General features: G+C 63.3%; 22 protein-coding genes and 1 tRNA gene. 4 read left to right on the forward strand and 19 right to left on the reverse strand.

Annotated elements, in window-relative coordinates:
• Positions 1 to 42 precede the first annotated feature (42 nt).
• A complete protein-coding gene (locus tag ACWICV_RS03390) occupies positions 43 to 1767 on the reverse strand; it encodes an FAD-dependent oxidoreductase (protein WP_402473299.1) in 1725 nt (574 codons plus the stop codon).
• Positions 1768 to 1845: 78 nt separating this feature from the next.
• Here ACWICV_RS03390 and ACWICV_RS03395 point away from each other — a divergent pair, with 78 nt between their 5' ends.
• A complete protein-coding gene (locus ACWICV_RS03395; RefSeq protein ID WP_105658510.1) occupies positions 1846 to 2766 on the forward strand; it encodes a LysR family transcriptional regulator in 921 nt (306 codons plus the stop codon).
• Here the strand turns inward: ACWICV_RS03395 and ACWICV_RS03400 are convergent.
• The 4 genes from ACWICV_RS03400 to ACWICV_RS03415 form a co-directional block, all read right to left on the reverse strand.
• Positions 2750 to 3376, reverse strand: a complete 627-nt coding sequence (locus tag ACWICV_RS03400) for a pentapeptide repeat-containing protein (protein WP_454090740.1) — start codon at positions 3374 to 3376, stop codon at positions 2750 to 2752. The genes ACWICV_RS03395 and ACWICV_RS03400 overlap by 17 nt on opposite strands.
• A gap of 9 nt (positions 3377 to 3385) precedes the next feature.
• Complete coding sequence (locus ACWICV_RS03405) at positions 3386 to 4384, reverse strand: epimerase (protein ID WP_105661414.1); 999 nt, start codon at positions 4382 to 4384, stop codon at positions 3386 to 3388.
• A gap of 10 nt (positions 4385 to 4394) precedes the next feature.
• Complete coding sequence (locus ACWICV_RS03410) at positions 4395 to 5270, reverse strand: VOC family protein (RefSeq protein ID WP_105661415.1); 876 nt, start codon at positions 5268 to 5270, stop codon at positions 4395 to 4397.
• Between the two features lie 75 nt (positions 5271 to 5345).
• Positions 5346 to 6194, reverse strand: coding sequence for an SDR family NAD(P)-dependent oxidoreductase (locus tag ACWICV_RS03415; RefSeq protein ID WP_454090739.1), 849 nt, complete (start codon positions 6192 to 6194; stop codon positions 5346 to 5348).
• A gap of 108 nt (positions 6195 to 6302) precedes the next feature.
• Here ACWICV_RS03415 and ACWICV_RS03420 point away from each other — a divergent pair, with 108 nt between their 5' ends.
• The 3 genes from ACWICV_RS03420 to ACWICV_RS03430 all read left to right on the forward strand — a co-directional run bounded on the left by ACWICV_RS03420 (position 6303) and on the right by ACWICV_RS03430 (position 9480).
• A complete protein-coding gene (locus ACWICV_RS03420) occupies positions 6303 to 6836 on the forward strand; it encodes an Lrp/AsnC family transcriptional regulator (protein ID WP_286172087.1) in 534 nt (177 codons plus the stop codon).
• Between the two features lie 209 nt (positions 6837 to 7045).
• Positions 7046 to 8107 (forward strand): histidinol-phosphate transaminase, encoded by a 1062-nt coding sequence (hisC, locus tag ACWICV_RS03425; RefSeq protein WP_332499062.1) that lies wholly within the window; start codon positions 7046 to 7048, stop codon positions 8105 to 8107.
• On the forward strand, positions 8104 to 9480 hold the full coding sequence (locus ACWICV_RS03430; protein ID WP_105658504.1) for an amino acid permease: 1377 nt from the start codon (positions 8104 to 8106) through the stop codon (positions 9478 to 9480). The genes hisC and ACWICV_RS03430 overlap by 4 nt, the downstream gene beginning before the upstream one ends.
• 33 nt (positions 9481 to 9513) lie before the next feature.
• Here the strand turns inward: ACWICV_RS03430 and ACWICV_RS03435 are convergent, their stop codons facing one another.
• The 14 genes from ACWICV_RS03435 to rplU form a co-directional block, all read right to left on the reverse strand.
• Positions 9514 to 10188, reverse strand: coding sequence for a DNA alkylation repair protein (locus tag ACWICV_RS03435; protein WP_105658503.1), 675 nt, complete (start codon positions 10186 to 10188; stop codon positions 9514 to 9516).
• A gap of 14 nt (positions 10189 to 10202) precedes the next feature.
• Positions 10203 to 10862: a GyrI-like domain-containing protein gene (locus ACWICV_RS03440; RefSeq protein ID WP_332595112.1), complete on the reverse strand. Its 660-nt coding sequence runs from the start codon at positions 10860 to 10862 to the stop codon at positions 10203 to 10205.
• A complete protein-coding gene (locus ACWICV_RS03445) occupies positions 10844 to 11863 on the reverse strand; it encodes a magnesium and cobalt transport protein CorA (protein WP_332488796.1) in 1020 nt (339 codons plus the stop codon). The genes ACWICV_RS03440 and ACWICV_RS03445 overlap by 19 nt, the downstream gene beginning before the upstream one ends.
• Before the next feature lie 179 nt (positions 11864 to 12042).
• Positions 12043 to 13779 (reverse strand): HNH endonuclease signature motif containing protein, encoded by a 1737-nt coding sequence (locus ACWICV_RS03450; RefSeq protein WP_332503153.1) that lies wholly within the window; start codon positions 13777 to 13779, stop codon positions 12043 to 12045.
• Between the two features lie 111 nt (positions 13780 to 13890).
• Positions 13891 to 13963: transfer RNA gene (locus tag ACWICV_RS03455), tRNA-Ala, on the reverse strand.
• A gap of 72 nt (positions 13964 to 14035) precedes the next feature.
• Entirely contained in the window at positions 14036 to 14416 is a 381-nt protein-coding gene (gene rsfS / locus ACWICV_RS03460; protein ID WP_105658500.1) for a ribosome silencing factor, read from the reverse strand.
• A gap of 57 nt (positions 14417 to 14473) precedes the next feature.
• Positions 14474 to 15856, reverse strand: a complete 1383-nt coding sequence (locus tag ACWICV_RS03465) for a hypothetical protein (RefSeq protein ID WP_332595295.1) — start codon at positions 15854 to 15856, stop codon at positions 14474 to 14476.
• A gap of 82 nt (positions 15857 to 15938) precedes the next feature.
• Positions 15939 to 16544 carry a nicotinate-nucleotide adenylyltransferase gene (nadD, locus tag ACWICV_RS03470; protein ID WP_105658499.1) on the reverse strand — a complete coding sequence of 202 codons (606 nt, stop codon included), beginning with the start codon at positions 16542 to 16544 and terminating at the stop codon, positions 15939 to 15941.
• A gap of 2 nt (positions 16545 to 16546) precedes the next feature.
• On the reverse strand, positions 16547 to 16759 hold the full coding sequence (locus ACWICV_RS03475) for a hypothetical protein (RefSeq protein WP_105658498.1): 213 nt from the start codon (positions 16757 to 16759) through the stop codon (positions 16547 to 16549).
• Between the two features lie 118 nt (positions 16760 to 16877).
• Positions 16878 to 18164, reverse strand: a complete 1287-nt coding sequence (locus tag ACWICV_RS03480) for a glutamate-5-semialdehyde dehydrogenase (RefSeq protein ID WP_332727761.1) — start codon at positions 18162 to 18164, stop codon at positions 16878 to 16880.
• A 16-nt stretch (positions 18165 to 18180) separates the two neighbouring features.
• Positions 18181 to 19338 carry a glutamate 5-kinase gene (proB, locus tag ACWICV_RS03485; RefSeq protein WP_400288010.1) on the reverse strand — a complete coding sequence of 386 codons (1158 nt, stop codon included), beginning with the start codon at positions 19336 to 19338 and terminating at the stop codon, positions 18181 to 18183.
• 3 nt (positions 19339 to 19341) lie between these two features.
• The gene (gene obgE / locus ACWICV_RS03490) at positions 19342 to 20931 is read right to left on the reverse strand and encodes a GTPase ObgE (protein ID WP_400288012.1); all 1590 of its coding nucleotides are present in this window, start codon (positions 20929 to 20931) and stop codon (positions 19342 to 19344) included.
• A 124-nt stretch (positions 20932 to 21055) separates the two neighbouring features.
• Positions 21056 to 21310 (reverse strand): 50S ribosomal protein L27, encoded by a 255-nt coding sequence (gene rpmA / locus ACWICV_RS03495; protein ID WP_013349162.1) that lies wholly within the window; start codon positions 21308 to 21310, stop codon positions 21056 to 21058.
• A gap of 48 nt (positions 21311 to 21358) precedes the next feature.
• Positions 21359 to 21667, reverse strand: coding sequence for a 50S ribosomal protein L21 (gene rplU / locus ACWICV_RS03500; RefSeq protein WP_013349163.1), 309 nt, complete (start codon positions 21665 to 21667; stop codon positions 21359 to 21361).
• Positions 21668 to 21875: the final 208 nt, after the last annotated feature.

The raw sequence follows: 21875 nt of genomic DNA on the forward strand, positions 1-21875 counted from the left end.
TTCAGCGCAGCCGCCGGGCTTTGGCAAGTTCGCACCGGTTCATTACTCCACGAGCTTGCCTGCCTGCGATACCTCGGTGATCAGCGCGGCCACTTCCGCAGGCACTTCGGGGATCGGCTCACGGGTGATGCCCTCAGGCGACCAGATGAGGTTCACCTGCAGCTGCGGATCGGTGTGCGGATAGTCGCTGCGGTTATGGCAGCCGCGGGTTTCCCGGCGCTCCAGCGCCGACTCCAAGGTGGCGCGCGCGGCCAGAGCCGAGGACTTCAGGTCGAAGGCGTGGCACAGGTCCTGGTAGCCGGCGATGTCCGGGTGGATGCCCACCCGCGCCATCCGCGCTTCGACCTCTGCCAGCTTCTCCAGCCCCAGCTTCAGCCCCGCCTCCTCGCGCACGACTCCGGCGTGCTGGGTCATGATGTCGCGGATCGCCCGCTGCAGGGACCGGACATTTTCCTGCCCATCGGCGGCCAGCAGCCGGTCCACTTCCCCGCGCGCCTTCTCGATGGCCGCCTGCGAACGCGGCTGGGCAGTGAGCGCACGCGAATACCGGGCAGCTCCCTGCCCGACGATCCGGCCGAAGACCAGCAGCTCGATCAGCGAGTTGCCGCCCAGCCGGTTGGCCCCGTGCAGGCCCGAGGAGGCTTCGCCGATCGCGTACAGGCCGGGGACCGCCGTCTCGTGGGTGAGCGGGTCCACCTGCACCCCGCCCATGGAATAGTGCGCCGTCGGGGCGATCTCGATCTTCTGCTCGGTGATGTCCAGCATCTGCTCTTCGAGCAGCGTCTGGTAGACCCGGGGCAGCCGTTCCATGATGGTGGCCCGGGGCAGGTGCGAGACATCCAGCCAGACCCCGCCCTTGGCGGTGCCGCGCCCGGCGGCGATCTCGGTGTAGGCGGCCAGGGCGACCCGGTCGCGGGTGGACAATTCCATGCGCTGGGGATCGTAGCGCTCCATGAAGCGTTCGCCCAGGGCGTTGGTCAGGATCCCGCCTTCGCCGCGGGCCGCCTCGGAGACCAGGGTCCCGGCCACCGATTCGGGTTCGATGATGCCCGAGGGGTGGAATTGTACGAGCTCGGCATCGCGCAGCCGGGCACCGGCCTCCACGGCCAGGCGGAAGGCGTCGCCGGTGTTCTCGTCGCGCCGCGAGCTGCTGCGCCGCCAGATGCGGGTGTGGCCGCCGGCGGCCAGGATGACCGCGTCGGCATGGATCAGGTACCCGGTGCCGTCGTTGACGTCGAAGCCGTAGGCGCCGAAGATCCGCCCCTCGGCGACCAGCAGCTCGGTGATATAGACCGAATCCAGGATCGGGACCTGCAGCTGCTGCGCACGGCGGACCAGGGTGCGCTGGATTTCCAGCCCGGTGTAGTCCCCGGCGAAGGCGGTGCGCCGGAATTTGTGGGCACCGAAGAAGCGCTGGGAGATCCGGCCGTCGGTTTCGCGGGCGAAGTTCATGCCGTAGCGTTCCAGGTCCTCGATGCCGCGGGCCGCGCCTTGGGCGACCACCTGCACGGTGCGCGGATCGGCCAGGTAGTAGCTTTCCTTGATGGTGTCCGCCGCGTGCTGCTGCCAGCTGTCCTCGGCGTCCATCGTGCCCAGTGCGGCGTTGATGCCGCCGGCGGCCAGCGCGGTGTGCGCGTCGTGGCGCGGGCGCTTGCCCACGGCCAGCACGTCGGTGCCCGATTCTGCCAGCTCGATGGCCGCGCGCAAGCCTGAACCACCGGTGCCGATGACCAGTACGGAGGTGGATATCTGCTGTTCGTTTCTCATGGTTTCCAGCATCACCCCGCGCCCAGAATACGTCCAATGAATTATTGGCATGATGTTGATAGCAGTAGGCTATGCACCATGAACCTAGAGCAATTGCGCGGCTTCACCGCCATCGCCGAAGTGGGGCACTTCACCCGGGCCGCCGAGCAGCTGCACCTGGCCCAGCCATCGCTCAGCCGGCAGATCGCCACGCTGGAACAGGAACTGGGCTCCGAGCTGTTCCACCGGGCCCGCGGCAACATCACGCTCACCGCCGCCGGGCAGGCATTGCTGCCCCGTGCGCGCCGGATGCTGGCCGACGAGGAGTCCATCCGCACCGAAATGGCCGACCTGGCCGGGCTGCATCGCGGGCGGGTGCGCCTGGGCGCCCCGCCTACCCTGTGCGTGTCGCTGGTCGCCGAGGCGCTGTCCATCTTCCGCACCCGCTACCCCGGGGTGCAACTGCAGATTTTCGAAGCGGGCTCGCACAAGCTGCTGGAGCAGCTGGACGGCGGCGCACTGGATCTGGCGCTCATCGTGACCTCGGAGCATGCGGTGAACGACAACCATCTGGAGAACCTGCCGCTGCTCGAAGAGGAATTGGTGGTCATCGACGCACTGGAGCACCCGCACCTGGCTGGCCAGGAGCTTGATTTGCGCGCGTTGGCTCCGGTGCCCCAGCTGGCCTTCTCGCACAGCTACGATCTGCGCGCCAGCACCGCCTTGGCCTACAAGAACGCCGGCCTGGTGCCCAATATCGTCGTGGAAGGCGGGGAGATGGACGCGGTGCTGCGCTTCGTGCAGCGCGGGCTCGGAGTCGCCGTGGTTCCGGCGACCGTGGCGCTGGACGCTCCGGGAGTGCGCTCCATTGCCTTGCGCGAACCGCTGGCCCGCACCATCGGGCTGGCGCACCGGCGCGATGTCTCATTGACCCGAGCCGCCGCGGCCATGGCGCAGCTGCTGGCCGAAACCGCGCAGCAGCTGGCCGCCGGCCACGGGCAAATCAACTCCCTAGCTTGATCCCCAGGTGGCTGGCCATCGCCTCGGCGAGCGGGCTCAGCTGCAGCGCACTGATCCGTGCCCCGCGCAACCCGTCGACCCCCTCAACCTGGGCGAAGTCCAGCCCTTGCAGGTCGACCTCGCGCAATTGCGCCCCGGCAGCGGTAATTTGCCCGGCCCGCGAATCGACGAAGCCCAGGCGCTGGATCTGCCCGCCCAGGTCGATCTCCTCGAATTGGCAATTGACGAAGAGCACATCGCGCACCGTTGCACCGCGCAAATTCAGCCAGCCGAATTTGCAGTTCTCGAATACCACGCCATCGAGCTGGGCCTCGGCGAAATCCGCAGACCCGAAGCGGCTGTGGGTCACCCGCACATCGTTGAGGAATGCACCAGCGGCTTGCAGGGCGGGAGCCCCGGATTGGTCCAGTTCGCACTGGATCAGCCGGGCATTGCGCAAGGCCTCGATCTGCACGGAGCTGAAACGGCATTCCTCCAGCCGCGCGCCATCGGCCGCCAGCGGCTCATCGAAATCCCTGAAGTGCAGCAGTTCAACGTAGTCATCGCCCAGATCCCCGCGGTAGCCAGGGGCCAGTTCGGGCAGGGTGAAGCGTCGGATTCTCGGTGCCAATGCGCGTCCTTAAAGTGCTTGCTTCGCAGCCAGGTTCCCGGCCACGTCATCCAGCGCCGCATCCAGGTGCGGCCAGCGGAACTCGTACCCGGTCCCCTGCAGCACCCCGGGCAGCGCCCAGCGGGACTTGAGCAGCATTTCCGGTTCCACGCGCAGCACGAACATGGCCGGCTCCAGCATCCAACGATACGCGGGCAGCCCGAATTTCGCGCCGGTGGCGCGGCGCAGCGAGGCCATCAGCGCCCGGTTGGCAACCGGGTTCGGCGAGCTGAGGTTGACCGGGCCGGTGATTTCGCGGTGGTCGATGATATGCCCGATCGCGCCGATCGCATCATCGACGTGGATCCAGCTGAAGCGCTGGTTCCCGCGCGTGCGGTGCCAGCCGCTGCGTTCGGCTCCGCTCGGATCCGGGCCGATGCCGCGGTAGCGCCGATGCGCCGGCCACCAGCTATCATGCTGCGCCCCGCCCAGCCCGAGCCGTGCAACGGCAAGCAGCTTGCGCGTGGCCGGGCCGTCGCCGAGCACGATGGCCATGCGCAGGGCGACCCGGCGCGTGGGCAGCTCGCCGCGGAAGAACTCGCGTTCCCAGTTGCGCGCCACATCCACCGAGAACCCTTCGCCGATCCTGCCGTCCTCGGTGTTCGGCGCATCCATGCTGTGCCGGTAGATGGTCGCGGTGGACGCGTTCAGCCACAGGGCCGGCGGATCAGCGGCCTGGGACACTGCCTCGTGCAGCGCGCGGGTCGTGTCCACGCGCGAGGCGAGGATCTCGTTGCGCGCCGCCTCGTGATAGCGGCAGCCGACATTCTTCCCGGCCAGATTGACCAGCAGTTCTGCACCATCGATGAGTGCCGCCAGCGCCGGGCCATCGCCCCACTGCGCATCCGCTGTACGGCCGCGGCCGATGACCGCCACCTGGTATCCAGCCCCGCGCAGCTGCGCGATCAGCCGTTCGCCAATGAACCCGCTGGCTCCTGCCACTACCGCCCGCCGTGCAGCGCTCTGCATCGTTCCCCGCTCAGAAGTCGTTGATCACCAGTTTCTTCATCTTCAGCATATGCTCGAATGCGCCGGGTCGCTCCATCAGCTCGCCCATGTTCGAGGGCACGATCTGCCAGCTCACCCCGAATTTGTCGGTCAGCCAGCCGCAGGCCTCGGCTTCAGGCACCGCGGACAGCGCCTCCCAGACGCGGTCGATCTCCGCCTGACCATCGCATGGCCATTCCAGCGAGACGCCGGGAGTGAAGGTGAAGTCCTGTGGCACGGCCGAATCCATGGCCGCAACGCAATCCTCGCCGAGCGTGAATTGGGCGTACATCAGCGCTTCGGCGGTAGCGGCTTCGGTCGGCTCCCCGTACGGGAAGGCGCTGTCCAGTTTCGCGCCGAGCACCTGGCTGTAGTACTCGATGGCCTCGACCGCGCGGTTCTGGGCCGCACCGCCGAACATCAGCGCAGGAAAGACCGAGGCGCGCGGCTCAACGGGCTCATCGGACTCCATCAGCTGCCAGGAGACACCGTACTTGTCGTTCACCCAGCCGTAGCGCGCGCTGAACGGGTAGGTGTCCAGCGGCATCAGCGCCGTGCCGCCCTCCAGCAGCGCGGCCCAGGTGGCATCGAGGGACTCGCGCTGGCCGGCGTTGAAGACCACGATGATCGAGATCGCCGGATTGGGCATGAATTCCTGGCCCGCGTTGATCAGCGTGATCTTGGTTCCCCGCACCCACAGCGAAACGGTCAGCGCCTTGCCGGCGAAGGGTTCCTGGAATTCCAGCAGGCCCTCGGTGGGATAGCGCGATTCGACTTCGGTTTTTGCCTCCGGCAGGGCGCGGGCATAGAATTCCCCCGCTTCCTCTGCAGTGCCTTGCATCCATAAATTGACGGTGAGCTTTTGCATGACGGTCCTCCTAGCTGGGCGATGCTCCAAAGCTACCCCGCAGGGCCCTCCAGCAACAGATGGGCCAGCGAACTTTCAGCCCCGATTCATCTGCTCGTCCCGCGTTGTTCGCCCGGTGAACTCGTCCATCGAGCGGTATACGCCGATAACCTTGCCGGCCACGAAATCCCAGGCCGGTCGCGGCAGCACGCCGCGCAGCAGCTGGCCCAGCTTGCTGGTCCACGGCATCAGCACCAGCGGCGTGCCGGCAAGCATCGCCCGCCACGCCCGGTCCACCACGACTTCCGGCTCCAGGATCGGGGTCAGCAGCAACGGCTTGGCGCCCGCGAACATGCCGGTGCTGATATAGGTCGGGCAAATGGTGCTCACGGCGATCTGGTCGTTGCCTTCCAGCTCCAGCCGCAGCGAATCGCTGAAGGACAGGGCCGCGGCCTTGGAGGCCGCGTAGACGCTCATATTCGGGTTGGACACCAGCGCGGCCGCCGAGGCGATGGTCAGCACCCGGCCCTTGCCCCGTCGGCCCAGCTGCGGAAGCAGGGCGTGGGTCAAGTACATCGGGGCGAGCGCGTTCACATGCATGGCCGCGGTGATTTGCGCGGTGCTGTGCTTCGCGAAGGAGGTGCCGGTGACCACCCCGGCGTTGTTGACCAGCACGTCGATTCCCCCGCCCTCCACCGCCGTGGCGGCGTAGCGCTGGATTTGGCTCTGGTCGGCAAGGTCCACCACATGGGTCTCGACAGTGCCGCCGAGCTGGCGCAGCTCCTCGGCAGCCGCGTCGAGCTTGGCCGCGTCGATGTCCCAGATGACCACCCGTGCCGCGCCCTCGAGGCAAGCCTGCCTGGCGAAAAGCAAACCCATGCCCTGCGCGGCCCCGGTGACAAGGACGTGCAAACCGGCTACCGACTGGAGAGGTGTCTTGCCCATCAGTGAACTCCTTGAGGATCAGTATGGCAACAGCCTAGCCTGTGGCGCGGATTACACTTGGCTCATTTTCATCGAGCGCGCCCAGCAAACACCGCTAGCCTTGGATCATTGGACCGACTCGTCGAAAGGACGACCGTGCGCATTGACCGCCTGGACGCGGATTTGATCGAACTGCTCACCGAATCGCCGATGCTTCCGGTGATGGAGTGCGCCCGGCGCTTGGGTGTCGCCCGCGGCACGATCAGCAGCCGGCTGGCCCGGCTCCACGAGGCTGGCGTCATCCAGGGCATCGTCCCGCGGGTCAAGCCTGCGGGGTTCGGGTACACGCTGGTCGCGTTCTGCCAGGTGGAGATCATCCAGCGCTACGGGCACGATCCGGTCGCGAGCGCATTGGAGGAATCCATCCCGGAAATCCTCGACATGTACACCGTGACCGGCAGTTCGGACTTGCAGCTGCGCGTTGTGGCCCGGACCCCCGAGGACCTGCAGGCGATTTTCAACCGCATCAACAAGGTGCCGGGTGTGGCAAGGACCTCATCCTCCTTCGCCCTGCACGAGCATTTCCAGGGAAGGACACTGCCACTGGTCGCAGCGTGCGCTAGGGCCGAGGCAGAAGTGGAAAACACTGGGCAGATTGACTAGTAAAATGGGTTGATTGGCGGCGATTGCTATGCAGCCTGCATAGAAACAGAGTTTGCGATTGCGCCGGCAGATTCATTCAACCTACAGTCGATGCTTGTGAATCGCGACACGCGAGGATATGAGCAGGGCCACCGCTGACCACGCACCACGGCTTTGCCATACGAACGATTGCCAACCTCGTGCAGCTCTGGCAGTCAGAGAGGAAACTCATGACCCTTCACCAGCGCCCCTCCTTGCAGGAAGTGCCCGCTTACAAGCAGGGCAAGCCCGCAGCCGCTGGAGCCTCCAAGCTCTCATCCAACGAATCCCCGCATAGCCCGCTGCCCTCGGTGCTGTCCAGCATCCAGGAGGGCCTGGCCACGATCCACCGCTACCCGAGCATCGCGGCGCCCGAATTGACCGGCGCCCTCAGCTCGCAGTTCGGCGTCCCGGCGGAGCACATCACCCTGGGCGCGGGCTCGGTCGAGGTCGCGGCCCAGATCATCCATGCGGTTGCCGCCGAGGGCGACGAAGTCATCTACGCGTGGCGCTCCTTCGAGGCGTATCCTTCGCTGGTGCGGATCGCCGGCGCAACCCCGGTCGAGGTGCCCCTGGATGCCGATAGCCGCCACGATCTGCCCGCCATGCTGGCCGCGATCACCGATAAGACCCGATTGGTCTTCATCTGCAACCCGAACAACCCGACCGGCACGGTGGTGGAGGCCCGCGCGCTGGATGAGTTCATCAATGCCGTGCCGCGCAACGTGCTGGTCGTCGTCGACGAAGCCTACGTGCACTTCGACCGCTCGGCCGTGCGGGCCGATGGCATCGAGCTGTTCCGCAAGTACCCGCATGTGGCCGTGCTGCACACCTTCTCCAAGGCCTACGGCCTGGCTGGCCTGCGCGTCGGGTACGCCATCAGCCCGCTGGAAGTTGCCGGGAACCTGCGCAAGGTGGCCGTGCCATTTGGCGTCTCCGACTTGGCACAGCGCGCGGCGGTGGCCTCGCTGGCCGCCATCGGCGAGCTGTCGCTGCGCATCGAGGAAGTCGTCACCCAGCGCGAGCGGATGTACGAGGGCCTGGCCGCTGCCGGGTACCCGGTCGTGAAGTCGCAGGCGAACTTCGTCTGGGTGGATGCCGGAGAGTCAACCGAACAGCTTGAAGCCAAGCTCGCCGCCGGCGGTGTAGTGGTTCGCGCCTTCCCCGGAGACGGGTTGAGGATTTCCTCCGGTACCGCACACGACGTCGATCGCGTGCTCGCGGCCCTGTCCGTCCAGGAGGCCACCGCGTGAGCGCAGTCAAAGCCCCCGAGCAGCTGCATACCGGGCTGACCCGGCGCCAGATCTCCATGATGGGCCTGGGCGGCGCGATCGGCGCTGGCCTGTTCGTCGGCTCCGGCCAGGCCATTTCCATCGCTGGTCCGGCAGTGCTGGTCTCCTACCTGATCGCTGGAACCGTGATCATCGTGATCATGGCCATGCTCGCGGAGATGGTAGCCGCCAATCCGTCCTCCGGCGCGTTCTCCACCTTCGCTGGCCAAGCCATGGGGCGCAGCGCAGGGTCCACCCTGGGCTGGCTCTACTGGATCCAGCTGGTCGTGGTGATCGCTGCCGAGGCTACCGGGGCCGCGGCTATTACTGCCGGCTGGGTTCCGGCCTTCCCGCAGTGGGCATGGGTGCTCGGCTTCGTGGTGGTCCTGACCGGAGCGAATCTGCTCGGCGTAAGGAATTACGGCCGTTTCGAATACTGGTTTGCCGTGATCAAGGTGGCTGCGATCATCGCGTTCCTGGTCTTCGGCGCCTTGGTGCTGACCCGGGTGATCCCGACGCCGGAACCAGTTGGCTTCGCCAATCTGGCCGCCCATGGCGGCTTCGCCCCCGGTGGCATGGCCGGCATCGCCGCCGCAGTCCTGATCGTCATCTTCTCCTTCGGCGGTACCGAGGTGGTGTCCATCGCGGCCGCCGAGTCCAAGGACCCGGCCGGCAACATCAAGCGCGTGGTCAAATCCGTGATGATGCGTATCCTGTTCTTCTACCTCGGCTCGATCCTGGTCATTGTCGCCCTGGTGCCCTGGAATGATCCGGCGATCGTGGACGGCCCATTTGCGGCTGCACTGGATGTCATGCACATTCCAGGCGTGGGCTTCTTGATGAACGCCGTGGTCGTGGTCGCCTTGCTTTCGGCGATGAACGCGAATATCTACGGTTCCTCGCGCATGCTGTACTCGCTGGGCCAGCGCAAGCTCGCCCCGAGCGCCGTCACCCACGTGACCGGCAAGGGCGTGCCGTCGAAGGCCGTGATCGCCTCCGTGGCCTTCTCCTTCCTGGCCGTGGGCCTGAACTGGATCTGGCCCGAGGCTGTGATGCCGATCTTGCTGAACGTGGTGGGTTCGACCATCATCTTCATCTGGGCGTTCATTGCCGTGACGCAGCTGATCCTGCGTCGCCGCGCGGACCGCGATGGCGGGCATCTGCCGTTGCGGCTGTGGGGTTTCCCGGGCCTGTCGATCGCTACGATCATCGTCCTTGCGGCGATTGTCGCCATCGCGATGACTGATCCCGCGGCGCGCACCCAGCTGCTGCTCACCGGCGGGCTGACCGCCGTGATCTGGGTGATCTCCAAGATCGCGCTGCGCGATAAGCGCGAGGAACCGGCGGACGCCTAGCTCCCGGAAGCCTAGGTCCAGCGATTGCTGGACCTAGGCTTTTCTTTTGGCCATTTCGGTGATCCATATGGGAGCGAATGGTGAAATGCACCCGGCGGAGGTCGGGTAGTCCGCCAGCACCTGCAAGGTCTCGCCGATGGCCAGGGCACGTCGGCGCAAATGCTCATGCTCGATGCCGATGTGCGCCAGGGTCGTATTCATCGCCCACTGCAGGCGATCCGGTGCGGCGCTCATTCGGGCTTCGATCGTGTCAAGCAGCTGTTCCAGGTCCAGCAGTTCCGGGGCCTTGACTACCTGGTGGGCAGTCAGCTCCCAGCCGGCAGCCAGCTGTACCGGGTCGCTCTGGCTCATGAGCAGCAGGCGGAGCTCCTCGAGCAGCTTGGATTTCTTGACGATGTAGCTCAGGAACCATGCTTGGACCTTGGGAGTGCTGGCGCCTTGGCTCCACACCTGCAGCTGCTCCAAGGTAAAGCTCCGTGGTTTGGCGATCAGCAGCGCGACCAGCCGGGTTGCGGTTTCGCCGGTGGCCCAGAGTTCCTCGGCAAGCTCCTGGTTGCTCTTCAACGACTTGGCCAAGGCGCGGAGCTTGCCTAGATTCACGCCGAAATCATCGCCGTGCTTCTCATTGACCGCGCGGTACTTGGGGTCTTCGAGCTCGGCCAGTGCCTGTTGCACTTGGGCAACTGTGCTCTGGGGTGCCAGTTCCATCTATTTTCCTCTCGCTAGTTGGGCTCAACGGGTTGGCGCAGGATCGTGCGAAGCTTTTCCGGTGCCACCTTACGAGGGTCGCCGAGGTAGATCTCGTGGTGCTTGCCAGTCATGCGCAGTCCCTGGCCGGGTATGAATTCGTGGTGCATCGCGGCCAGGATTTCGGCTTCTGCATCGTAGGGGCCAATGTGCAGCGTCTGCACGCATTGGCCTTCAGCAAGCGACTGGAACCGGATGCGCCCAGGGCAAGGCAACGGCTTCTTCGCCTGGGCGGTTTCCAGAGCCGTCGCGTAGTCGTCCTCGTTGATCCACGCCGGGACCATCAGCATCATGGTCCAGCTCCACTGTTCCTTGTCTCTCCGTTCGGTAAAGACCGCCATGTCCTCGGCCCACCACAAGCCTTCCAGCGGCGGGACGACATAGTCCTTGCCCTGCGCCTTGCTCGCGAATTTGAGTTTGTAGGCCACCGGATACAAGGTTTGCAGGGCTTGCTGGTACAAGTTGCTGGTATTCGGGTCACCTGATCCATCGAACATCAGGTAGTGCATCGCTGGCAGCTGCAGGACACGGAACTGCCCGGCCACGGACCGATAGCTGTCCAGCGACTTCTTGAAGTCGATTTTCGCCGTCAATGTCTCCCCTGGAATCTTTCCGCTCAGAACCACTTGCGCCATTTGAATACACCATATAGTGCGGCAGCAAATCCCAGCATGAGGCCGGCCGCAATCGGGTAGCCGAAGGTCCAATGCAGTTCTGGCATGTTCTCGAAGTTCATCCCGTAAATCGCTGCAATCAAGGTCGGGGCGAAGAGGATCGCTGCCCAACCGGAAATCTTCTTCATGTCCTCGTTTTGGCGCTGGGCTACGAGGGTGGAATTGACGCTCAAGATCTGCGATAGCGCATCCCGGTATTCCACGGCTTGGGTATGCGCGCGGGTGAGGTGGTCAGTGACATCCTGCAGGTAGGTTTCCAGCTCAGCGGGCACCGGGTACTTCTTGAACCCGTCGTCGAGCGATTGCACGACCTCCAGCAATGACGCGGTCGCATGCTGCATGTCGATCACTTCTTGGCTGAGGCGATAAATGCGTTCGGTGACTGCGGCATCGCCACTGAAGACTTGCCGTTCGATCTGCTCCTTGTCGATCCCCAGGCCGTGGAGCACGGGGGCGTATCCATCAACAATCGCATCAAGTATCCGGTACAGCACTGCTTCGGCGCCCAACCGGAGCAGCTCCGGGTCTTTGAGCAGCACCTGGTCCTTGCGAAGCTTGCCGTTCCTGATTGACTCGACGAATTCCTCGCCGTCTGTGCCGTCGATCCACCGGTGGTCCTGGCAGAGCACCGCCACAGCGCCTTTGCGCATCAGGATGTGGAACTCGGACAGCTCGACTTCTTCGGATTCATCGAGGTACAACGCTGAGCGAACTACCAGTAGGAGCACCTCGCCGTAGCGTTCGAGTTTAGGCCGCTGGCGGGCGTGCACGAGGTCTTCGGCCAGCACTGGATGCAGTTCCCACGCCTCGGTGAGATCGTGGATGTCAGCTTCATCTGGTGTGGGATACAAGGACAAAGCAATGCGCTGATCACCAGTCTGGCCGAACGCCAGCGCATCGGCCGCGCTCGTGCCTTCCGGAGCGGATTCCACGTTGCCATCATCAATATAGCGAACAGCCATCGAGGTATGCGACGAATTCTGGGTACCGAAAAATGGTCGGGAATTCGCAGCCCGGCGTTGAACACGTGACATATTGCTCCTGAATGATCTTCGTTCATTCAAGTATCGCAACTCCGGCGAGAATATCGGCGCTGAAACGGTCCTCCGCTCGTCGGCGGCTGAATCTTGCTAGGGGGATCTCAAGGTTCGACGATTTCTACGTCCAGCTCCCCCGCGCGCCACTTCGCTGTCGTTTCATCCGCCAACGCTTCAGCTTCCAATGCCTCTGCGGGAGTCATGAAATACGTATTGATCCGCAATTTCTGTTCCGGATCCAATTCTGGTGAAAGCAATACCATCGGCCTGCTCTCCGGAATCTTCACCGCGTGGAACAACCCGCAATGCCGGGCAGTGTGGTGTATCAGGCAATTCAACCCGGCAGACTTGATATCCGTTCGTCCACCCTTTTCCCACGCGTCCAGATGATCAATTTCGCACCGTTCTACGGGCATGCTGCATCCAGGATAGGAACAGCCCCGGTAGGCGGCTCGGATCGCACGGCGCTGGGACTTCGAATACAGTCGTTGCGTCCGGCCTAAGTCGAGGGGCAGGCTCTGGCCATTGAGCACTACCGGATACACTCCGGCATTGCACAGCGCAGTTCTGACTTCACCAGCAGACAAGGACATCCCACTGCTGGTGACCGCGAAGTCTTGTGCTTGCTCTTGCATCTTGTCCCAATTCAGAATGATGCTCACCTGCGGTGCGACCAACCCAGCACGTTGACCCGGCGGGTCACTGGTGCTCGTCCTGTCACTCATCAGCATTGCCATGAATCCAACTAAACGGCGTCGCTCGGGCTTCAAATCCTCCCATGGAGTGACTGCACCATTGGTAGCTGATTCAGTATTACGTTCTTCAGGATCCCCCGGCCGGCAACATTCTTCCTCGTCATCCGAGGTCTCCGAAACTTGTTCGTTGTTGTCTGCCGGCGGACTATCGTCTTCGGTTTCTTCGTCCGCCACCGGATCGTCTTTTGCCCAGTCCGGTTTGGACTCCGCATCGTCCCAACCGGAGTCCTGCTGGCCCGTGAATTGAGCCTCGGCGTCTTTCAAGCCGTCCCTGTTCCCGGCCACGGTGGCAGGATTGTCCAGTTGCGCGAAGTAGGCCTCGATATACGCCGCCTGGGAGGGCAACACACGAAGCGTATACTCGATCAGGCCCTGGCGCATGCCCTTCTTGAAGATGCCAATGCGCTCCAGCAGAGCTTTCAGCGGGCGTTTGCCGGCTTTCACCTGAGCCACCAAGTCATTGATGTGCTTACGAGCCGATTTGGGTTCTGAGCGCAGGAAAGCGACTGATTCTGCTTCCAATCGCGCTTTCTCCGCCTGGCCGGTTTCATCGTCGCCGAAATCATTACGTGCCGAATGCAGCTTCAAGGCCGTAGAAGCTACCAATCGCGGGTCCACATTCGGGGCTTCGAATTGCGCGGCTAGCTCCGGGAGCCACGGCTCTACCGGTTGCCCTGCTTGATCGACACCACCTAGCAGGCAGTCGGCTTGGACTAGCCGAGTTCCTGCAGTGCCGCGCGGAATATTCAGCCAGTCGGTCATCATGCCTTTGGCGTCTTTGAAATGGGTGCGCCCGGTAGTGGCATGTCCTTCGGCGGCTTCAAGTTGTTCCAGCGTGGGATCGACACCAGCATCGCTGATCGCTTGGAAGGAGGCCTGATCAAGTTTGTGTGCACCGGTGCGGCGTAGGGCATGAGCTGCGTGGATCTGTGCCCGACTGAGCTTTTGGTTGATTTCCTCGACATACAGCGCGAATATCGCAGCGTGGCCGGCCGGTACGTCGCCGGACAGGATCGAAGTAGCCAAGGCGATTAGCTTGCCCGCCTCGACCAGATTCGATAGTGCTTGTGCCGTCACTGTGCTCATGGGATACAGCATGCCGTGGGCATCGCGGGCACCGGCGGTGGGCAACACGGTTTGTGGAAAACAAAAAATCCTGAAATCTCGGATAAACCGAAATTTCAGGATTTTAATTTGTGGAGGTAAGGGGATTCGAACCCCTGACCTTCTGCATGCCATGCAGACGCGCTACCAACTGCGCCATACCCCCAAAAGGATTGCTGCCCTGATCAGGCAACTCCATAATCATAGATGACTACCTGATCAGGATGCAAATTGAGGGTTACTTCTGGTTTTCAGAAAGTTCCTCAGGCAGCTCGATGACTGGGCAGTCGGCCCACAGGCGTTCGAGCGCGTAGAAGATGCGGTCTTCCTGGTGCTGAACGTGGACGACTACGTCGCCGTAGTCCAGCAGGACCCAGCGGCCCTGGCCGAAGCCTTCACGGCGAATCGGACGCATGCTGTACTCGTCGAGCACCTCAGCGACGATTTCATCGACGATTGCGTTCACCTGAGGTTCTGATCCACCAGAGACAATCAAGAAAGCGTCGGTGACGCCCAAGCGGTCGGCAACGTCCAGCGCGACCATGTTTTCTGCCATCTTCTCGGAAGCCGCGTGCGCGGCAACTTTCACGAGGGCAATTGATTCTGCGTGTGCTCCCATAGAGTGGAGTGTCTCCTTATAGAGGTGTAGATCGAGAACCTAATTGTCCTACGAAAACTAGTTGCCAAGCAACATGATCAAGCCAGCAATCAATGCTGCACCGCCCACGCTGAGGGCGACGATCATCGCGATCAGCATGTTATTGGCGCGGCGGAGGCCGTGCGCCTGCACGTCAAGTGGCTGCAAGCCCTGTGCATTGACCGCATCGATGCGTGGCATGTCAACGTCCGGGGCCGGTTGGGCCGTATGGGTTTCAGCCTTCTGATCCGCCGGCGCCTTTGGCGCAGGCTTAGCGGCTGGTTTTGCAACTGGCTTGGCTGCAGGCTTGGCCGGTGCCTTGGCCGCAGGCTTGGCGGGGGCCTTCGCTGCGGGTTTGGGCGCCGGCTTGGCCATAGGCTTCTTGGCTGCTGGTGCCGCTTCGTCCTTCTTGGAGCTGAGCTTGCCGCCGGCGTTGAAGTCCAGCGAAACACTCTGGGTCTTGGGCCCTTGCACGCCGGTTTTGGCGATGCGGTCCTCGACCTCGCGAATGTTGCCCATGGCGCCGGTGAAAGGATCGGAGGCCTTGTCGTCCTTGCCCTGGTTGGCATTCTGGATGCGCAGGCGTTCACGTTCCGCGGCACGGCGGGAAATGATGGCCGCGCGGGCTGCCATTTCACGCTGGTGGGCGAGCACTTCGAGATCGATCTCGGAGTCGTCCTCCCCCAGCAGGTTTGGATCGACCGGGGTCTTCGGCGCGTGGGCACGGCGGGCGGCTAGCGCCTGCTCGACGCTCATGACCGTAGTCTCCGGGGCGTCTTCCTTGGGCGCAGGCTTCTTGGCGGCCGGGGCCTTCGGCTCGGCCTTGCCTTGGTCTGCCAGCGCCTGGAGGCGCAGTTGACGGCGGGTCAGCGGCTTAGGTTCCTCCGCGGGGGCGACCGTTGGAATATTAGTGGTCAGCGCGCCGACCTCTTCTTCCAGTCGACGACGCTCGCGCAAGGCCTCGCGGTCACGGGCACGGCGCAACGACGCCCGTTCACCCAGGGACTCTTCGGACTGTGGTGCGCTAGCTGGCTCAGCTGCAGGCTTTGCGCTGGGAGCCTTGGCTGGGGCTCCAGCCGGCTTGGCCGTTTCTGGCCTGGCACCTGCGGCCTTGGCGGCTGGCTTGGCCGGCTGCGGCTTGGCTGGAGCTGGTTTTGCCGGCTCTGGCTTGGGTGCAGGCTTGGCCGGCTGCGGCTTGGCTGGAGCTGGTTTGGCTGGCTCTGCCTTGGGTGCCGGCTTGGCCTTTGGGGTCGCGTCAGATTTCGCTGGCTTCGCCGAATCCTCGGCCTTTTCCGCGCTTTTCGACGCGTGCTCCTTGGCTGCCTGCTCGGCCTTGCTGTTGGCCAGCAAAGCTTCCATCTCAGCACGTCGTTTTTCGCGCAGAGCTCGCCTGCTTGAAACCGGCTGCGAGTTATCGCTCATCCTGATACTTCTCCCGACCGCATAGACAAATACCGTCACCCTTACCTAGAGATTATGCCGTGCTACCCCACCTTATGTGAGGTTACGACTCGGTATACAGCCCATATTTTGCAATGTACTGCACCACACCGTCCGGCACAAGATACCAAACCGGCTTGTCGGCGGCGACACGCTCCCGGCAATCGGTAGAGGAAATTGCCAGTGCCGGAATTTCCAATTGCGAGACATTGTCGCGACCCACATCCGCGATGACATAGCCAGGGCGGCTCACGCCAACGAAGTGGGCGAGGTCGAAGACCTGGTCGATGTCGCGCCAGCTCATGATCTGGCTCATCGCATCGGCACCGGTAATGAAGAAGAGCTCCGCATCCGGGCGCAAGGCGCGCAGATCGAGCAAGGTGTCACGCGTGTAGGTGGCGCCTTCGCGGTCGACGTCGACCCGGCTTACGGTGAAGCGCGGGTTCGACGCGGTGGCGATCACGGTCATCAGGTAGCGGTGCTCAGCGCTGGTGACCTGGCGATCGGCCTTCTGCCACGGCTGGCCGGTGGGCACGAAAACGACCTCATCCAGGCCGTACTCGGCGGCTACCTCGCTGGCAGCGACCAAGTGGCCATTGTGGATGGGGTCAAAAGTACCGCCCATCACGCCGAGGCGCAATGGGCGGTCTTGAGGCTTTTGCTCTGCCAAGACTAGTGGCTATGTGGTACGTGAGTCTTGAACTGGCGGTGGGTGTCCTCTGGTTCAGGCTTTGCCTCGTGGCGGTTGCCTACGTTGGTGTAGGAAACGGTAATCAGCAGCAGGACCATCAGTGCTGCGAAGATGCCACCACCGACGATCACAGCGAAAGTGTGAGGATCCATGCCGGTGGAAGCGGCTTCTGAAGCCAAAATCAGCGCGTTCAAGATAATTCTCCAGTCGTTTTCACGAGTTCGCTAAGCCAGCAACCTGGGCGGCTGGATCAGTAGCTCGAAAAGTAACGGTACGTTTCTTCTACATCGTACCGAAAAGGGCGGTCAGAAACTATTTGCGAATGTGCCCGTCGCCCTGGACGATCCACTTGGTCGTGGTCAGTTCGGCCAGGCCCATCGGGCCGCGAGCGTGCATCTTCTGGGTTGAGATGCCCACTTCTGCGCCCAGGCCCAGCTGCCCGCCGTCGGTGAACCGGGTCGAGGCGTTGACAATCACCGCGGCCGAGTCGATCTCCGCCACGAACCGCTCGGAAGCAGCCAGCGTGGAGGTGATGATCGCCTCGGTATGGCCGGTGGAGTAGGCGCGGATGTGCTCCAGGGCCTGGTCCATGCCATCGACGACCTTCACCGCGATATCCAAGTCCAGGTACTCGTTGCGCCAGTCATCCTCCCCCGCCGGGATGGTCGGCAGCTGCGGAACCAGCGCGGCGGCTCGGTCGTCCGTGTGCAATCTCACGCCGGCTGCGGCCAGGGCCTGCAGCACTGCCGGGGCCACAGCGGCATCCTTGTGGACCAGCAGGGTCTCCACGGTGTTGCAGACGCTGGGGCGGTGGGTTTTCGCGTTGAGCAGGATATCGACGGCCATTTCCTCGTCGGCGCTCGCGTCGAGGAAGATGTGCACGTTGCCTTCGCCGGTTTCGATTACCGGGACCTTGGCGGTGGTGACCACGCGCTGGATCAGCTCGCGGCCGCCACGCGGGATGAGCACGTCGATCTTTCCGCGCGCTCCCATCATGGCGTCGGCACCGGCGCGGCCGAATTCGTCGACCGAGATCACGATGTCGCGGGGCAGGGAGACGGACTCCAGTGCGTCGCGGATCACCGCGACCAGCGCCTGGTTGGAGTTCAGCGCCGCCGAACCGCCACGCAGCAGCACCGAGTTGCCGCTCTTGAGCGCCAGGCCGGCGATGTCCACGGTGACGTTCGGACGCGCTTCGTAGATGGTGCCGATGACGCCCAGCGGGACGTTGACCTGGCGCATGCGCAGGCCGTTGGGCAGGGTTTCCCCGCGCACCACGCGACCGACCGGGTCGGGCAGGCCAGCGAGTTCATGCAGCGCGGAAATCAAGCCGTCGATGCGCTTGCCATCGAGCTTCAACCGGTCCAGCAGGGCCTCGGAGGTGCCATTGGCGCGGCCGGCAGCCAGGTCCTTCTCGTTGGCGCGCAGGATCATCGCACGGTTCTGGTCGATGCGCGAAGCCATGGCCGCGAGGGCGCGGTCCTTCCAGTCGCGGTTGGCGCGCTTGAGGATCCGTGCGGCGCGGCGTGCACGGTCGGCCAGCTGGTGGACCGAGGTGGTGACGTCGGTGGTCGTTTCTTCGGTGTTTACGGCATCCATACTCATGCTCCTCATTCTAGAAAATGGGTTCGATCAAAGCTAGGTCGTCAACATGCACTACTGATCTGTCGTAACCTTCGCCCAGCTCTTCAACCAGATCCGTGGTGTTGTGTCCGAGCATCTCGGGCAGTTCATGGGAGCTGAAGTTCACCAGCCCGCGAGCGAAGGGGGTTCCTTCCGCGTCGCAGATCTCTACGGCGTCACCAGCCTCGAATTCCCCGCGGACGGCGGTAATGCCGGCTGCCAGCAGCGAGTTGGTTCCCTTTTCGATGGCCTTGACTGCGCCGGCATCCAGGATCAGCTTGCCTTCGATGGAAGCCAGGTAGGCCAGCCAGACGTCGCGGGCCGAACGGCGGGAGTTGCGGGCGGCGAACCAGGTGCCTACATCCTGTCCGCGCAGCGCCTTGGCGGCATTGTCGGTGCTGGTCACCAGGGTAGGAATGCCCGCCGAGGAGCTCAGGGTCGCGGCATCGACTTTGGTGATCATGCCGCCGGTGCCGACTCCGGCTGCCCCCGGGGTGCCCAGGTCCACCGCTTCGAGTTCGTCGGGGTGCTCGATGGTGGTGATGCGGCTGCCGCCGTCATCAGGGTGCGCGTCGTAGACCGAGTCCACGTCGGAGAAGAGCAGCAGCGCGTCGGCCTTGACCAGGTGGGCCACAAGCGAGGCGAGGCGGTCGTTGTCGCCGAAGCGGATTTCGCGGGTGGCGACCGCGTCATTTTCGTTCACGATGGGCAGCACGCCCAGGTTCAGCAAGCGAACCAGGGAGCGCAGCGCGTTGGTGTAGGAAGAGCGGCGCATCAGGTCGTCGGCGGTGAGCAGCACCTGGCCTACGCGCTGGTCGTACTCATCGAAAAGCTGGGTGTACTGCGCCAGCAGCAGACCCTGGCCTACGGCCGCCGCGGCCTGCTGGGTGGCAAGGTCCTTGGGACGCTTGGCCAACCCGAGCGGGGCCAGACCGGCGGCAATGGCACCTGAGGATACAAGAATGACCTCGGTACCGTTGTCGACAGTTTCAGCGAGAGTGTCCACCAGGAACTTCAACCGCTCGTGGGATATCCCGCCGCTGACCGTGGTCAGCGAGCTGGATCCAACTTTGACCACTAAGCGCTTGGCTTGAGGCAGTTGGTGGGGCGAGGTAATGGCTGAAATTGTTTTGGTGGCACTTTCACTCATACTTTAATTTTCCTCCTGGGTTGCCTTTGGTTCCGCAGTCTTTCGTCCGTACTTGGAGTCAACCGATTCGGTCCAGACGCCGGCCTTGCGTTCGGCTTCCAGTTCGGCGCGAGCCGACGCCTTGGCCGCCCGGCGCTCTTCGTGCTCGGCACGCTTTTCCTCGCGGGTCTTGCGATCGCCGCGATCCTCGAGGCGGATGTCCTCGCCGCGTCGGCTGCCGCCGAGCAGTTCGGCGCCAGCTGCCATAGTTGGCTCCCAATCGAAGACCACTGCGTTGTCCTCGGCGCCGATGATTACCGCGTCCCCTGGCTTGGCACCGGCCTTGAACAGCTGGTTTTCGACGCCCAGCTTGGCCAGGCGGTCAGCCAGGTAGCCGACAGCTTCATCGTTGCGGAAATCGGTCTGCATAATCCAGCGTTCCGGCTTTTCACCGATAACTCGCCACATTGGCTCAAAGTTCTGCTCCTCGCGGCGGATGGTGAACTCGGCACGCTTGGTGGTACGTGGACGAATCACAGGCACCTCGACTACTGGGGCTTCAACAACCTGTTCAGCGCGTGCCTGCTCTACCAATTCAGCCATAGCGAAGGACAGATCACGCAATCCGTTACGCGAGAGCGCGGAGATCTCGAAGACGCGGTAACCGCGTTTTTCCAACTCAGGGCGCACGAATTCAGCCATGTCGGCACCGTCTGGCATGTCAACCTTATTAAGTGCGATCAGCTTCGGGCGCTCGATCAGCGGCACGATGGTGCCGTCGGTACCGGCGAAGGTGGAGTCGGCTTCGTAGTTGGCCAGCTCTGCTTCGATGATGTCCAGGTCGCTGATTGGGTCGCGGTCCGCTTCCAGCGAGGCGCAGTCCAGCACGTGCACGATGGCGGCACAGCGCTCAACGTGGCGCAGGAACTCGTGGCCCAGCCCCTTGCCTTCGGAGGCTCCAGGGATCAGGCCAGGCACGTCGGCGACAGTGAAGCGGGTTTCGCCTGCTTCGACGACACCCAGGTTGGGCACCAGGGTGGTGAACGGGTAGTCGGCGATCTTCGGGCGTGCCGCGGACAGGGCGGCGATCAGCGAGGATTTGCCGGCCGATGGGTAGCCCACCAGCGCGATATCCGCCATGGACTTCAGTTCCAGGACAATATCCTGGCCGGTTCCGGGAATGCCCAGCAACGCGAAGCCCGGGGCCTTGCGCTTGTCCGAGGCGATGGACGCATTGCCCAGGCCGCCCATGCCGCCTATTGCGGCGATGTATTCATCGCCCGGCTTGACCAGGTCGCCGAGGATGTCGCCGTCCTTGGTCTTGATGACGGTGCCGGCAGGTACGCCCAGGACCAGGTCCTCGCCGCTCTTGCCCGGGTGCAGACCGCCCTTGCCCGGCTCGCCGTTGCCAGCCTTGCGGTGCGGCAGGTGGTGGAAGTCCAGCAGCGTGGTGACCTGGGGGTCGACGCGCAGGATGATGTCTCCGCCCTTGCCGCCGTTGCCGCCGTCGGGACCGCCAAGCGGCTTGAATTTCTCACGCTTGATGGACACACAACCGTGGCCACCATTACCTGCGGTGACATGAAGGGTTACGCGATCAACGAATGCAGCCACGGGGCCATCTTCTCCTAGTACGGGGTTGCGAGGGATACTCGCTTAAAAGTCTAACTATGCACGCAAGGGGCGGACCGAAATCGGCCCACCCCTTGTGTACTAAAAAATTTGCCTGTTGCCTGAATTAGGCAGCAGCCACAATGTTCACCACGCGGCGACCACGACGGGTGCCGAACTCGACTGCGCCAGCAGCCAATGCGAACAGGGTGTCATCCTTGCCACGGCCTACGCCGGCGCCTGGGTGGAAGTGGGTGCCACGCTGGCGAACGATGATTTCGCCTGCCTTGACTTCCTGTCCACCATAGCGCTTTACGCCTAGGTACTGTGCGTTGGAATCGCGACCGTTGCGAGTGGAACTCGCACCTTTCTTATGTGCCATGCCTTTTAGCCTCTTTCGCTACAAAAATGGATTCTACGATTGCCTGAATTAGGCGATCGAGGTGACCTTGACCTTGGTCAGAGCGGCACGGAAGCCCTGGCGCTTCTTGTAACCGGTCTTGTTCTTGTACTTCTGGATTACGATCTTCTCGCCGCGAAGGTTTTCTACAACCTCAGCGGTGACCGTGACCTTAGCCAGATCGGCAGCTGCGGAAGTTACCTTCTCGCCATCTACCAACAGCAAAGCTGGAAGCTCGATGGAGCTGCCTGGGGCAGCCTGAAGACGGTCAACGGTGATGAGGTCTCCAACGGAAACCTTCTCCTGGTGGCCGCCTGCGCGGACAATTGCGTACACCACGTGGGTACTCACTTCTACTCGACGTTTATTGTCTTACCGGCGCAGATATCGACCCGAACACCCACAAAGTGGATGCGATCCCGGGGATCTCATGCGCTTGTGCCTTGACGCCGAGCGGACCAAAAGTCCGTGATCTTGGCGTTTAGCACCGATCAACTAGATTACGCTAGTCCACACCGCTGGAGCAAATACAAACTGCCCCAGCGAG

It is taken from the genome of Glutamicibacter sp. NPDC055354 (assembly GCF_053644955.1).

Bases quoted from the DNA above. Each gene is read 5' to 3' on its own strand.
- rsfS (WP_105658500.1), bottom strand. From the start codon at position 14,416: ATGGGAGCACACGCAGAATCAATTGCCCTCGTGAAAGTTGCCGCGCAC.
- ACWICV_RS03465 (WP_332595295.1), bottom strand. From the start codon at position 15,856: ATGAGCGATAACTCGCAGCCGGTTTCAAGCAGGCGAGCTCTGCGCGAA.
- ACWICV_RS03395 (WP_105658510.1), top strand. From the start codon at position 1,846: ATGAACCTAGAGCAATTGCGCGGCTTCACCGCCATCGCCGAAGTGGGG.
- proB (WP_400288010.1), bottom strand. From the start codon at position 19,338: ATGAGTGAAAGTGCCACCAAAACAATTTCAGCCATTACCTCGCCCCAC.
- ACWICV_RS03390 (WP_402473299.1), bottom strand. From the start codon at position 1,767: ATGAGAAACGAACAGCAGATATCCACCTCCGTACTGGTCATCGGCACC.
- ACWICV_RS03405 (WP_105661414.1), bottom strand. From the start codon at position 4,384: ATGCAGAGCGCTGCACGGCGGGCGGTAGTGGCAGGAGCCAGCGGGTTC.
- ACWICV_RS03410 (WP_105661415.1), bottom strand. From the start codon at position 5,270: ATGCAAAAGCTCACCGTCAATTTATGGATGCAAGGCACTGCAGAGGAA.
- ACWICV_RS03445 (WP_332488796.1), bottom strand. From the start codon at position 11,863: ATGGCTGTTCGCTATATTGATGATGGCAACGTGGAATCCGCTCCGGAA.
- hisC (WP_332499062.1), top strand. From the start codon at position 7,046: ATGACCCTTCACCAGCGCCCCTCCTTGCAGGAAGTGCCCGCTTACAAG.
- ACWICV_RS03435 (WP_105658503.1), bottom strand. From the start codon at position 10,188: ATGGAACTGGCACCCCAGAGCACAGTTGCCCAAGTGCAACAGGCACTG.
- ACWICV_RS03440 (WP_332595112.1), bottom strand. From the start codon at position 10,862: ATGGCGCAAGTGGTTCTGAGCGGAAAGATTCCAGGGGAGACATTGACG.
- ACWICV_RS03450 (WP_332503153.1), bottom strand. From the start codon at position 13,779: ATGAGCACAGTGACGGCACAAGCACTATCGAATCTGGTCGAGGCGGGC.
- ACWICV_RS03480 (WP_332727761.1), bottom strand. From the start codon at position 18,164: ATGGATGCCGTAAACACCGAAGAAACGACCACCGACGTCACCACCTCG.
- rpmA (WP_013349162.1), bottom strand. From the start codon at position 21,310: ATGGCACATAAGAAAGGTGCGAGTTCCACTCGCAACGGTCGCGATTCC.
- ACWICV_RS03415 (WP_454090739.1), bottom strand. From the start codon at position 6,194: ATGGGCAAGACACCTCTCCAGTCGGTAGCCGGTTTGCACGTCCTTGTC.